This is a genomic window from Flavobacterium antarcticum DSM 19726, from assembly GCF_000419685.1.
GTDB classification, from domain to species: Bacteria; Bacteroidota; Bacteroidia; order Flavobacteriales; family Flavobacteriaceae; genus Flavobacterium; species Flavobacterium antarcticum.
Genome location: NZ_ATTM01000001.1, coordinates 618,616 through 633,003 on the forward strand (window position 1 = coordinate 618,616; position 14,388 = coordinate 633,003).

Consider the following 14,388-nt stretch of genomic DNA (forward strand, 5'->3'; position numbering starts at 1 on the left):
AATCCTTTCGCGTGGTTACACTACAATTTAAAATATTGAAAAACACAAACATCATCGAGCAATCCTTTCACTCCAGAGTAATCCGAGGCACTGCTGTATTTGTAATCTTCGGGTCTAAATACAATACCTTCCTTAACGGGATTATTGTGTATGTAATCAATTTTTTGTTGAATCACTTCATTACTCCATAATTCTATAGGCTTATTATCATGACGCCAAAATTGATAGTTAGTTGTATTGCTCGTTTTTTCTGCTTCTTTTTTAAAAGCAGTTACTAAAAATTCTTTTCTACTTTCTTTTGGATTTTCTGCAATGGCTTTAGTGATACTTCTGCTTGTAAAACGCTTAAAGTCGCCTAATATAAGTTCGGGATTTTGGGAATCTAAACTTCTAAAAATTAAATGTACGTGATTGGTCATGATACACCAAGCATGAATTTCCATTGCTTTCTTCTTCTGACAGAACTCTAGACTTTCTAAAATTAAGTCTTTGTATTCATTTCTTGTAAATACATCAAGCCAGTTGATTACAGCAAAACTTACAAAATAGAGTCCTTTTGGATGGTGAAATTTATAATTTCTACTCATTTTGTTTTTATTGCTAATTTAGAGAAAATAGTGATGTGAATATGACAGAGCCACGCGAAGGGATTCGCGCGGTAGCGGGGTAATAAAAATCACACGATCTGATTTAGGTGCTGGAGTTTCTATTTATTCTGGAATTTTTAACTGTACTTTATACAATAAAGACAACCCTTCAGAATTGATATATATAACCGAAGGAAGATTTGATATTAATTCACTAACACTAAATCAAAATAATTAAAACAATACAAATAATTAATCATTCACTTTTAAAAAATAAAAAAAATTAAATTATTATGAAAATTATATCATTAGTATTTTTACTATCTATTAGCATGTTAACAGCTCAAACAATTAAACCAATTTCAGACGCTATAACTGATAGTATGCTTTTAGATAATGTCTATTATAAAGACACTAACAATACACTTGCTAATTGTGTAGGAACTTGGGAATACAATAACGGAACTGATTATTTTAAGGTAACCTTTACATTAATTGTGAAAGAACTTGAATATACAAATGGGACTAAAAAACAATATTTTGACCGTCTAAAAGCAAAATATATTTATAAGAAAAATGGAGTTGTTATTTACGATAATTATGGGCAATTGTATTTGGCTCCAAATACTGTTAATACCAAACCCAGTGATTTAGGTAGTGCATTTACAAAGAATTCAGAAATTTATTTCACTTATACTGAGCCCTCATTTGTAGATTGTCACAGGAGAAAAGTAGGAGATTTGACTATTAAAAGATTAACGGGATTGCCTGGAAAAATGTCTTGGTTAAGAACAACAGCAACTACTTATTTTGATAATAGTTATTGTGGCGATATACACCCTGATAATTCAGAGTTTCTTATTCCAGCAAATATGATTTTAACTAAAATCAATTAATTAGTATAATTAATATATTAAATGCCTTGATGAAAATCAAGGCATTTTTTTATTACCAAAACTTTCTAAAACCAATTTCAAATTCCAAATATAAAAGTTATTTTTGCACATGCAACGCAACGTACTTATTTTAGATTTCGGCTCGCAATACACACAACTTATTGCCCGACGCGTTCGCGAATTACATATATTCTGCGAAATTTTTCCTTATAATAAATTTCCAACAGACTTATCGTCTTACAAAGCAGTGATTTTGTCGGGTAGTCCTTTTTCGGTTCGTGCCGAAGACGCTCCGCATCCTGACTTGTCGCAAATTCGAGGTAAAATGCCACTTCTGGCTGTTTGTTATGGTGCTCAATATTTGGCACATTTCAGCGGCGGATTGGTTGCTCCATCGGATACGAGAGAATACGGAAGAGCAAACTTATCTTTCATAAAAGAAGGAGAAGTTTTCTTTGAAGGTGTTTCTTTAAATTCGCAAGTGTGGATGAGTCATTCGGATACGGTAAAAACGCTTCCTACGAACGGAGTGAAATTAGCAAGTACTCATGACGTAGAAAATGCAGCTTACAAAATTGAAGGCGAAACGACTTACGCGATTCAATTTCACCCTGAGGTATATCATTCAACAGATGGAAGTAAAATTTTAGAAAACTTTTTAGTGAAAATAGCTGAAGTTCCTCAAAACTTCACACCGAATGCTTTCGCTGAAGAAATGATTGCGGAACTGAAGGAAAAAATCGGTAATGATAAAGTTGTTTTAGGACTTTCAGGTGGTGTAGATTCTACAGTAGCTGCGAAGATAATGTTATAACTAAGTCGCAAAATGAATGCAATAACAATTGTACTGATTCAGAATACGATTCTTTACTTGAGTCTAATTTCATACAATGGTTAATAGAGCAAAATAGTGGTTTTAATTATTATAAAGGAACTCTAAATCCAGATGGTACTTATAATTGGGTAAAAATTATTTAAAAAAAAACGAAAATGAAAAAATTTATACCAATAGTAATAGTTCTTATTTCAAATACAGTAATTGGTCAAACAGAAATTCCACTTAAAGATTATTTTAAATCCAATAATATGTATATTGATAATGTTTATTTTAAAGATGTAGACAATAGTTTAGGCAAATTTACTGGTATTTGGGAATATAATAGCGGACCTTATTATTTGAAACTTATAATGACAAAATTGATTAAAGTTGACTATACATCTCCAAAAGGTACTAGACAATATAGAGATATATTAGTAGGAAATTATATTTATAAGTATAATGGTGTAATCGTTTACAATACAATTCCTATTGATAATTTAAATCTTGATACTCGATTAAACTACATTGATGGGCACGATGTAAAAGATTTAAATACAGTGAATCTTCATTATAATGAGCCTTCTACTACAAGTTGTTCAAGAACCAAAAGAGCAAAAATAAATCTAACATATTTACTCACACTTGCTTCACAACCTAAAAAAATGAAATGGGAAAGAATCGATTGGCGAGAAATACAAGGTATTGGTTGTGCAACTGATGATTATGATACTAGCAGTTTTAAAATTCCAGCAAATTTGATTTTAACTAAAATCAATTAATTAGCATAATTAATATATTAAATGCCTTGATGAAAATCAAGGCATTTTTTTGTTATGAAAACTTTCTCAAACCAATTTCACATTTCAATTATAAAAGTTATTTTTGCACATGCAACACAACGTACTTATTTTAGATTTCGGCTCGCAATACACACAACTTATTGCCCGACGCGTTCGCGAATTAAATATATTCTGCGAAATTTTCCCATATAATAATTTTCCAACAGACCTATCGTCTTACAAGGCAGTGATTTTGTCGGGTAGTCCTTTTTCGGTTCGTGCCGAAGACGCTCCGCATCCTGACTTGTCGCAAATTCGAGGTAAAATGCCACTTCTGGCTGTTTGTTATGGTGCTCAATATTTGGCACATTTCAGCGGTGGCCTAGTTGCTCCATCGGATACGAGAGAATACGGAAGAGCGAATTTGTCTTTCATTAAAGAAGGAGAAGTTTTCTTTGACGGTGTCGCTGAAAACTCACAAGTTTGGATGAGTCATTCGGATACGGTGAAAACACTTCCTACAAACGGAGTGAAATTAGCAAGTACGCATGACGTAGAAAATGCAGCTTACAAAATTGAAGGTGAAACGACTTATGCAATTCAATTTCATCCAGAAGTATATCATTCAACAGATGGAAAGCAGATTTTAGAAAACTTCTTAGTGAAGATTGCTGAAGTTCCTCAAAACTTTACACCAAATGCTTTCGTAGAAGAAATGGTGGCGGAATTGAAAGAAAAAATCGGAACTGATAAAGTGGTTTTAGGACTTTCAGGTGGTGTAGATTCTACAGTAGCTGCCGTTTTATTGCACCAAGCCATTGGGCCCAACTTGCATTGTATTTTCGTAAACAACGGACTTTTGCGTAAAAACGAATACGAAAGTGTTTTAGAGCAATACAAAGGAATGGGCTTGAATGTAAAAGGAGTCGATGCTTCGGCACGTTTCTTGGATGCATTGGCGGGAATCAGCGATCCTGAAACCAAACGTAAAACCATCGGTCGTGTATTCATTGAAGTTTTTGACGACGAATCAAAAATCAGCGACGAGGTAAAATGGTTGGCTCAAGGAACGATTTATCCCGATGTAATTGAGTCGGTTTCTGTAAAAGGACCATCGGCTACAATTAAATCACACCATAATGTAGGTGGTTTACCGGATTACATGAAATTGAAAATCGTGGAACCTCTTCGCATGTTGTTTAAAGATGAAGTTCGTAGAGTAGGAGCGACTTTAGGAATTGATGCGGCATTATTAGGTCGTCATCCGTTTCCAGGTCCAGGATTATCGATTCGAATTTTAGGCGATATTACACCAGAAAAAGTGCAGATTTTACAAGATGTTGATGCCGTTTTCATTGACGGATTGCGTTCTTGGGGATTGTACGATAAAGTTTGGCAAGCCGGAGCAATATTGCTTCCTGTAAATAGTGTGGGTGTGATGGGCGACGAACGTACATACGAAAAAGTCGTAGCGTTAAGAGCCGTGGAATCAACAGACGGAATGACTGCGGATTGGGTACATTTACCGTATGATTTCTTAATGAAAGTGTCAAACGATATTATAAATAAAGTAAAAGGAGTGAATAGAGTCGTTTACGACATTAGCTCAAAACCACCTGCAACGATTGAGTGGGAATAAAATAAATGTATTTAGCGTTTCTATTTTTAGTAAATTAGAGGCGCTAAATTTTTTTAATAAAAAGATTGAATATGAAGAAGTTATTGATGTGTTTTGCATTCATCGGAATGAGTTTTGGCGCTTTTGCTCAACAGAACTTTATTAAACATAAAGTCGAAAGTGGCGAAACCGTTACAAAAATCGCACAGAAATACGAGATTACTCCGGCCAACATATTCAAATTAAATCCGGATGCTCAAAACGGATTACAACCCGATATGATTTTGCTGATCCCAAAAGGACAAGGAATCATCATTCGTGAATCTGAAGCGAAAGTAACAGATAAAAAGACGCACCTCGTTTCTCCAAAGGAAACGATTTATGGTTTGACCAAACTCTACAACATCACAGAAGCAGACTTGCTAAAAGCAAATCCCGGACTTGCTGAAAGTGGGTTGAAAATTGGAGATGAACTGATAATTCCTTCAAAACAAGCAATTGTTACGCCGCTAAAATCTGTCGCAACTACACCTAAAAACACTAAAGTTCACGTGGTGGAAGCGAAGGAAACCAAGTATTCCATTTCCAAACAATACAATGTTTCAATTGAAGAGTTGGAGAAATTGAATCCAGAGATCAAAGACGGATTGCAAATTGGCTACAGCCTGAAAATTCCAAAAGAAATAACTGAAAAAGCCGATAAGGTAGAGGTAAAGCCCAATGCTGCTATTATTGCGGTGCCAATAAAACCCAATATGGTTTCGTATGAAGTGCAACCCAAAGAAACATTATACGGCATTTCTAAAAAGACAGGTTATTCTCAAGAAGAATTAATGGCATTAAATCCTTCTTTGAAAGAAGGTGTTCGTGATGGAATGGTACTTTATTTTCCAAATCCTTCTGCTAAAACACCGTTAATTGCTCCTAAAAAACAAGGCGACTTGACGCAAACGTTTAATACGTCGACTCGGAAAAAATTAGTTTTACTGATGCCTTTTAATATTTCAAAAATTCAAAGCGACACGAGTTCTGTTCGCAATCGCATTCGGAATGATAAATTTTTAAGCATGACGCTTGATTTTTATTCAGGTGCATTGATGGCCATTGATTCGGCAAAAGTTTTAGGTTTGAATGTGGATGTAAAAATATTTGATTCTCAGGAAACAAAAAATTCTTCAAATGTTGCTTCGATTTTCAACCAAAGCAATTTTAATGGAACAAATGTGGTAATCGGTCCTTTTTATCAAAGTAATGTGGAAAGTGCCGCTCAACTTTTAGTAAACGACAGCATTAGTATTGTCTCGCCCTTGTCAAAAGAAACTACTGCAGTTTTACCCAACGTAATTCAAACCATTCCTTCGGATCTTTTTATGAAGGATAAAATGTTTGAATTCATGAAAATGGACGGCAATAACGTCTTTGGAGTGATTGATACCAAGAAATTATCGACCCGAAAATATTTCGTTGAAAATCAGAAGGACGTTAAGATGGTCAATTTTGAATCTATTGAAAGTACAAATAATGGCATTAAATTGCTTTTAGAAAAAGGAAAGCGAAATTACGTGGTTATGGATACTGAGAATACGTACCGCATCAAAATGATTATCAGTACACTATTAGCTTTGCAATCAGAATACGACATCCAACTTGTGGTTTTGGAAACCAACTCAAAATTAGATTCGGATGAAATTAAAATGGAAAGTTTGGCTAAATTAAAACTTATGTATCCTTCTTTAGGGAAGCAAGTTACTGAAAATGAAAAATCGTATTTTACACAGAAATACCGTAAAATCAATATGATTGCACCAAATCCGTATGCAGTGCGTGGTTTTGACGTGACGTTTGATGCTTTATTGCGACTTTCACAAGAAAAAGAATTTAAAGAAACGCTTTTAAGTGTCGCTACGGAACAGTTTGAAAATAAATTTGCCTATGCAAAAAGAGCGGACAAAGGTTTCCGCAACACCGGATTTTACATCTTATATTACGACACTGATTTATCCATAAAAACAGCCAATTAAAATGACTTCAAAAGTAACCTACTTGGGCGAGTTGAGAACTTCGTCCATTCATATTCAATCAGGAACAGAAATTATTTCTGACGCTCCAACAGACAACAACGGAAAAGGAGAAGCATTTTCGCCAACCGACACCGTGGCGAACGGACTTGCAAGTTGCATGATGACCATGATGGGAATTAAGTCTAAAGATTTAGACGTGGATTTGACCCATTCAACTGCAGAAGTGACCAAAATTATGGGAACGGACCCGAGGAGAATTATCGAAATTCAGGTAAAACTGGATATGGCAATTGCCGTGGATCAACGAACGAAATTAATTTTAGAACGAACTGCCATGACGTGTCCGGTTTTGAATAGTTTGCATCCAAATATCAAAAAGGATGTTACTTTTAATTGGAAGTAAATTGACCGATCAAGAAAAACTCATCAAACTTGCACATACTAAAATGCCCTTCGGAAAATACGAGGGGCGTTTTCTTATTGACCTACCCGAATACTATGTGGTTTGGTACAGCAATAAAGGTTTTCCAAAAGGAGAATTGGGATTGCAACTGCAACTGATTTACGAATTAAAACTAAATGGTCTCGAGGATTTGATTCGGAACATAAAAAAGAGGTATCCCAAACCTCGGTAATTGTTCACTCTTACAATTGGATTGAATTTTTCTTTCATAGAATTATGAAATACTACTTTTCAATCCTGAATAATTCTTAAATGCAACTACTTCAAATTTGCAAATGACTTTTCAAATCTACATGAGTTCTTAAAACTTACAAGGAAACGTAGTCTTGATTTATAATTGACCATCATTATTTATTAACATTTGTTTACTGTTTTTAAAGACAATAAATGCCTGATTCACTCGGTTTTTAGCTTAAAAAACAAGATTTTTTATTTTGTATAATTTCAAATTTTTAAAAGTCACGTTTCTGCTTTATGCATTATAATATACTGATTTTCAAATTAGTATTATTATATTTTAAGATTTAGGTACCTCTGAAATGTTATAATATTTTGTATAAATGCTATAATTTCTAAAGAGTTTTTGAGCACCACCTTTGACCTAAGTAATAACAACTATGTTATTGTAAAACTTAATCAAAATGAAAACAAAAGTACCCCACTTCTTAACAGCTTTCTTAATGTTGTTAGCAGGTATTTCAGTAAGCGCTCAAGCACCTACATTGGGAACAGCTGCGAATTTCGTAGTCTTCTCTACTGATGGAGCCGTGTCTTGTAATACGACTAATAGTCTGGCGACACACCTTACAGGTAATGTAGGAACGAACACATCCGGAGGAACGTCAACTGGTTTTGGAAATGTAAACGGAGTAATGCAAGACGACAATATTGTCAGTCAACTGGCATCAGCCGATTTATTAATAGCATACAATCAATTAAACGCATTGATTCCAAATTATTTTCCGTCTTCTTTATTGGGGAACGGACAATCGCTAAATGCAGGAACTTACTTTATCAACAGTGGAGCAGTTTTAGACGGTAACCTAATTTTCAATGCACAAGGAGATCCAAATGCTTTATTTGTAATTCAAATTCAAGGTGCTTTTTCTACAAATGCTTTATCAGAAATTACATTAATTAATGGTGCTCGTGCTTGTAATGTGTTTTGGAAAGTGGAAGGCCTAGTAGATATGTCTACAGGGACTAAAATGAAAGGAACCATTGTTGCAAATAATGCTGCAATTCTTATGGCTATTGATTCAACACTTGAAGGAAGACTTTTATCTACTACTGGTGCTGTAACTGTAAATGGAATTGTAGGTCAACTGCCTTTGGGTTGTGGAAGTGCGGTTTTAACAGGTCCTATTGCGCCAAATTTAGGATCAACGGTTTGTTACGCAATTTTCTCTGGAGCAGGTGATGTTACAAATGTGGGAACAACAATGTTGGTTGGAGATGTAGGAACAAATACAGGTTTAACTAGTGGATTTAACAGTTTAAATGTTACGGGAACGATTCATCCTATTCCAGATGTTTCAACTAATTTATGTGCAGTAGATCTTCTAAATGTAAGAACGTATTTAAATGCACTAGTTGCAGATATTGAATTGTTGTATCCAGCACAATTTGGAAATGATTTGCTTTTAACGCCACATACTTATTTATTGAATGGAGCGACTGTGTTAACCAATAATTTGTATTTAGATGGTCAAAACAATTCAGATGCTGTTTTTGTAATCAAAATTTACGGAGCACTTTCTACAAGTACGTATGCTAAAGTTATTTTGTTGAATGGAGCCCAAGCTAAAAATGTGTACTGGATTGTAAATGGTGCAATCAATATCAATGATTATTCTGAATTCAGCGGAACGATTGTAGGTAATAATGGAGCTGTAAACTTGAGTACTGGAGTGGAAGTGGATGGAAGAGTGCTAACAACTAGTGGTACATTTACAACATTTGCAATTACAGACACAGTGACTGCAGGTTGTGAAACATTAGGTATTGGAGACGTGCAACCGATCAATACTAAATCATTGGTTTATCCAAATCCATTTACAACTAATTTAATTGTAAAAGTTAACGAGGCAAATGTCAACAGTACATTTACTTTATATGATGTAATGGGTAAAACGATTCTTCAAAAAATGATTACGCAAACTACGACAGCTATTGACGTAAATGTTGCTCCAGGAATGTATTTCTATAGCATTAATACTGCTGCTGGAACGGTTGAAACAGGAAAGTTGATTTCAAAATAAAACATAGTTTTCTATTCTAATACCCTCTGCTGATTGAGTTCAGTAGAGGGTTTTTTTTGTACTGATTTTTTAATCAGCGGATTATTGGTGCTAAATTGAAATTTACATGACGTAAGTGGTTCGTGGACAACCGGTAGATTCATTTTGGCTGTAGCCAAATTTACACGTGTTTAATTCACCACATATCTAATTAAATTCGTACTTTTGCCACGTTTTTTTACACAACTACAACTACAAACAACAACACAATGAATCAAGTAAAATATATTTTTGTAACCGGTGGGGTGACCTCTTCGTTAGGAAAAGGAATTATCGCAGCATCGTTAGCAAAACTATTGCAAGCGAGAGGATATCGAACAACAATTCAGAAATTTGATCCCTACATTAATGTAGATCCAGGGACTTTAAATCCGTATGAACACGGAGAATGTTACGTGACGGATGATGGTGCAGAAACGGATTTGGATTTAGGACACTACGAACGCTTCTTGAATTTTCCAACGTCGCAAGCTAATAATGTTACTACAGGAAGAGTTTATCTTTCGGTAATTGAAAAAGAGCGAAGAGGAGAATTTTTAGGAAAAACCGTTCAAGTTGTTCCTCATATTACCAATGAAATTAAAGAACGCATGCAATTATTGGGTAATACCGGTAACTATGACATCGTGATTACAGAAATTGGTGGAACAGTAGGTGACATTGAAAGTTTACCTTATATAGAATCGGTTCGACAACTGGTTTGGGAACTTGGAGAAGGAAATGGAATTGTGGTGCATTTGACTTTAGTGCCTTATTTAGCTGCTGCAGGAGAATTGAAAACAAAGCCAACCCAGCACTCGGTTAAAACCTTAATGGAAAGCGGTATAAAAGCAGACATTTTAGTGTGCCGTACGGAACATGAAATTTCAGATGAATTGCGTAATAAATTGGCCTTGTTTTGCAATGTAAAACGCGAAGCAGTAATTCAATCTATTGATGCTTCAACGATTTATGAAGTGCCCAACTTAATGTTGGAAGAAGGTTTAGACGTGGTGGCATTGAAAAAATTGGATTTACCGAAAAAGGCAGCTCCAGATTTGAAAAATTGGAACGTATTTTTACACCGATTAAAAAATCCAAAACACGTAGTAAATATTGGATTAATTGGTAAATATGTGGAATTGCAAGATTCTTACAAATCAATTTTAGAAGCATTTATTCATGCAGGAGCGGCAAATGAGACGAAAGTCAATGTGGTTTCTGTGCACTCAGAATATATTGACGCGTCAAATGTTGCTGAAAAATTCAAAGAATTAGATGGTATTTTAGTGGCACCAGGTTTTGGAGAACGCGGTATTGAAGGAAAAATTGAAGCGGTTCGTTATGCACGAGAGAATAACATTCCATTTTTAGGAATTTGTTTGGGCATGCAGATGGCGGTTATTGAATACGCAAGAAATGTCTTAGGTTACAAAGATGCCAATTCAACAGAAATGAACAGCGGAACTTCTCATCCAGTGATTGACTTAATGGAAGAGCAAAAAAGCATTACAGACAAAGGAGGAACCATGCGTTTGGGAGCTTGGAAATGCGATATAAAAGAAAATACGTTAGCATACAAAATTTATAACAATACAAGTATTTTAGAACGCCACCGTCACCGTTATGAATTCAACGGCGATTATTTGGCAGAATTAGAAAAAGCAGGATTGAAAGCGTCGGGTGTAAATCCGGAAACGGGATTGGTGGAGATAGTTGAAATTGAAAAACATCCGTTCTTCATCGGCGTTCAGTACCATCCAGAATATAAAAGTACAGTGGCCAATCCGCATCCTTTATTTGTAAATTTTGTTGCAGCAACGGTTAAAGCAAAACAAAAATAATTAAATAAGTAGAATTGATAGCACGTCTATCGTAAAGCAGAACAATGGAAGAAAAAAAATTTGATCTCAATTCCATCATCGGGTTTGCCCTGATTTTTGGAATTTTAATGTGGATTATGTATCAAAATCAGCCTACTGAACAAGAGTTGGCTGCTGAGAAAGCAAAGAAAGAGCAAGTAGATAAAGACGCCAAAACGGTAAAAACGGAGAATACTCCAATTCAATCGGTTGTCATTGATACAACTCAAACGGATTCTACTCAATTGGCAAAATTGAAAGGTTCGTTAGGGAATTTTGCTTATTCAGCGACACTTCCTTCTGCAAAAAACGATTTTACTACAATTGAAAATGAGTTGCTTTCTTTGAAGATCGCAAACAAAGGAGGTTACATTGTTGATGCAACTTTGAAAAACTTCGAACAATTTTATAAAGGTTCGGGAAGTTTAGTGAAAATCATCAAGGAAAACAATGCAAGTTTAAACTTGAAATTGCAAACAGCAGATAACAGAGCTTTAGATACTAAAAACTTATATTTTGAACCTACTTTAACCAAAGAAGGAGCAAATCAAGTTTTGACCATGCGTTTAAAATCTGCTGCAAATGCGTACTTGGAATACCGTTACGTACTGAAACCAAAGGAATACATGTTGGATTTCTCTATTCGTTCACAAGGAATGAACGGGGTTTTGAATGCAAGTAAACCTCTTGATTTAGAATGGGATTTGAAAACCTACCGTAACGAGAAAAGTGTAACGTATGAAAATCGTTATGCTGAAATTGTATATGAATACGAAGACGGTAAAGATTCGTACACGAGTCAAAGCGGATTAACGACAGACGACGCGAAAGACGTTACTTATGTCGCTTACAAGCAACACTTTTTTACCTCTATTTTACTAACCGATACGCCTTTTGCAACGGCAAAAATGACTTCGGAAAACTTGGTAAAGGATGAGAAAATAGATACTGTTTTTACGAAACAATATTCATCCATTATTCCATTAGCCTTTAAAGGTGGAGAAATCAATTACAATATGAATTGGTATTATGGTCCTACGGATTACCGAATCTTAAATGACTACAAGCGTAATTTAGATGAAATTGTACCATTAGGTTGGGGAATTTTCGGATGGATCAACCGTTATGTGTTTATACCAACGTATGATTTTTTAGCTGATTTTTTCCCGTACGGAATTGCGATTATTGTATTTACAATTTTGATTCGTCTAGTAATGTCGCCAATCACGTATAAATCATACTTGTCTCAAGCAAAGATGAAAGTATTGCGACCTGAAATTGCAGAACTAAATGAGAAGTATAAGAATGATGCGATGAAAAAGCAACAGGAAACTATGAAATTGTACGGAAAAGCAGGGGTAAACCCAATGGCGGGTTGTATTCCGGCGGTATTGCAGATTCCAGTATTCTATGCTTTGTTTCAATTTTTCCCATCGGCGATCGACTTACGTCAAAAGAGCTTCCTTTGGGCAGACGATTTATCTTCGTTTGATGCGGTATTGCATTTGCCATTTTACATTCCATTTTACGGAAATCACGTGAGTTTGTTCCCAATTTTGGCTTCGGTTGCGATTTTCTTCTATATGAAAATGACGACAGGTGACCAGCAAATGGCCGCTCCTACACAAGAAGGAATGCCAGACATGGGTAAAATCATGAAAGTGATGATTTACATTTCTCCTTTAATGATGTTGTTTTTCTTTAACAACTATGCATCAGGATTGAGTTTGTACTATTTTGTATCCAATACAATTACTATTGGAATTATGTTAGTGATCAAAAACTACATTGTGGACAATGATAAGATTCACGCTAAGATTCAAGAGAACAAAGCGAAACCTAAATCTGAAAGTAAGTTTCAACGCAAAATGCGTGAGATGATGGAACAGGCCGAAGAGCAAAAAGCGCTTAAAGCGAAGAAGAAGTAAATTCTATTTTAAATATTTAAAGACAGTGAGTGATACTCACTGTTTTTTTTTACAATATATTTTCCTCACAATATGTAGCACGCGATCAAGTCAAAGGATTGAAACCAAGCATTAGTTGGTGCAAATACATATAGAGAAATAGTAATAAAAAATTTGCTTTGATGTGGGGAGTTGAATTAAATAAACCTAACAGTAATAGTATTTGCTGACTTATTTAGGACAAAAGATTCCTTATAGCAGACTAATATTCGTTGCGATTTGAATTGATGCGATTGTTTTAAAATATACTACGTATTTAAACGATTTAAATTAGATTGGTTTTTAGTACATATAAGATTACTATGCTGAAAAAACCTGCTCTATAAATTTAAGTTACTATATAGAAATATTAAATACGAATGTTATAGAATTTTTCTCTTAGTAACTGCTAATTTTAGTTCTCTATTTAGTTATTGTAAAATTAGAGTACGAAGTCTTACAAAATAGAAAGGAACTGGGTAAACTAGGAGATGACATCTCATAAAATGCTCCTTATATATAGGAGTAAAAATGGATAAAGAAGGGTTCAGTTGATGTATCCTACGTCTTTTTTGTTGTAAACGACTGATTTAAAACGATATAAATTTGATTTAGAAACTATTTGTATTTATGAATTTTGATTGAGTCAGTATAACACTCCTTATATAGAGAAGCAGTATGGTAAAAGCATATTAGAGGAATAGCAAATGCATGGTTGTAGTACTGAAAACTACGGGCTAATATTTATAAAACGTATGTGAATGGTGTTTTTAGTAGAGTGTATTGGATTTTTGTTATTAATTCAAGTTCAAAAGTAATTTGAATTTAAAAATTATAAAGTTTAAGTCACAGACTATTAAAGCTTTAAAAAATACTTTTAAAAAAGGACGAATTAAGTATTGTTTAAGTGAAAAGAAGTGTTACTTTTGCACCCGCAACAACGGCGAAGTTCATACAAATTACTGTTTTTAGATCAAATTTATTTAGGTTAAAAATAATCAAAAATAAATTTGCGAGAGACGAAAAAAGTAGTTAGTTTTGCACCCGCTAAGAGGACAAGTTCTTTAGGTATTTTGAGGTTAGGATTTGGAAAAAATAAATCAAATTTATTTTTCAA

General features: G+C 34.5%; 10 protein-coding genes and 1 pseudogene. 10 read left to right on the plus strand and 1 reads right to left on the minus strand.

All coding sequences use genetic code 11. The features are described from left to right. Positions 1-20 precede the first annotated feature (20 nt). Positions 21-587, minus strand: coding sequence for an REP-associated tyrosine transposase (locus YWA_RS0102910; RefSeq protein WP_022826998.1), 567 nt, complete (start codon positions 585-587; stop codon positions 21-23). A 293-nt stretch (positions 588-880) separates the two neighbouring features. Between YWA_RS0102910 and YWA_RS0102915 the strand changes: the two genes are divergently transcribed. The 10 genes and pseudogenes from YWA_RS0102915 to yidC all read left to right on the plus strand — a co-directional run bounded on the left by YWA_RS0102915 (position 881) and on the right by yidC (position 13,253). Continuing rightward, positions 881-1,483, plus strand: a complete 603-nt coding sequence (locus YWA_RS0102915) for a DUF6705 family protein (protein ID WP_157505286.1) — start codon at positions 881-883, stop codon at positions 1,481-1,483. A gap of 109 nt (positions 1,484-1,592) precedes the next feature. Further along, positions 1,593-2,291, plus strand: a pseudogene (gene guaA / locus YWA_RS14545) (glutamine-hydrolyzing GMP synthase); the annotation flags it as partial. Between the two features lie 182 nt (positions 2,292-2,473). Then, positions 2,474-3,082 carry a DUF6705 family protein gene (locus YWA_RS14550; RefSeq protein WP_040472002.1) on the plus strand — a complete coding sequence of 203 codons (609 nt, stop codon included), beginning with the start codon at positions 2,474-2,476 and terminating at the stop codon, positions 3,080-3,082. Positions 3,083-3,191: 109 nt separating this feature from the next. Beyond that, positions 3,192-4,721, plus strand: coding sequence for a glutamine-hydrolyzing GMP synthase (guaA, locus tag YWA_RS0102930; protein ID WP_022827000.1), 1,530 nt, complete (start codon positions 3,192-3,194; stop codon positions 4,719-4,721). A gap of 71 nt (positions 4,722-4,792) precedes the next feature. After that, positions 4,793-6,721: a LysM peptidoglycan-binding domain-containing protein gene (locus YWA_RS0102935; RefSeq protein WP_022827001.1), complete on the plus strand. Its 1,929-nt coding sequence runs from the start codon at positions 4,793-4,795 to the stop codon at positions 6,719-6,721. A gap of 1 nt (position 6,722) precedes the next feature. Continuing rightward, a complete protein-coding gene (locus tag YWA_RS0102940; protein ID WP_022827002.1) occupies positions 6,723-7,124 on the plus strand; it encodes an OsmC family protein in 402 nt (133 codons plus the stop codon). After that, positions 7,102-7,356 carry a DUF3820 family protein gene (locus YWA_RS0102945; protein WP_022827003.1) on the plus strand — a complete coding sequence of 85 codons (255 nt, stop codon included), beginning with the start codon at positions 7,102-7,104 and terminating at the stop codon, positions 7,354-7,356. The genes YWA_RS0102940 and YWA_RS0102945 overlap by 23 nt, the downstream gene beginning before the upstream one ends. Before the next feature lie 469 nt (positions 7,357-7,825). Beyond that, the gene (locus YWA_RS0102950) at positions 7,826-9,445 is read left to right on the plus strand and encodes an ice-binding family protein (protein ID WP_022827004.1); all 1,620 of its coding nucleotides are present in this window, start codon (positions 7,826-7,828) and stop codon (positions 9,443-9,445) included. A gap of 248 nt (positions 9,446-9,693) precedes the next feature. Further along, the gene (locus YWA_RS0102955; protein ID WP_022827005.1) at positions 9,694-11,307 is read left to right on the plus strand and encodes a CTP synthase; all 1,614 of its coding nucleotides are present in this window, start codon (positions 9,694-9,696) and stop codon (positions 11,305-11,307) included. Positions 11,308-11,351: 44 nt separating this feature from the next. Next, positions 11,352-13,253, plus strand: coding sequence for a membrane protein insertase YidC (gene yidC / locus YWA_RS0102960; RefSeq protein ID WP_022827006.1), 1,902 nt, complete (start codon positions 11,352-11,354; stop codon positions 13,251-13,253). Positions 13,254-14,388: the final 1,135 nt, after the last annotated feature.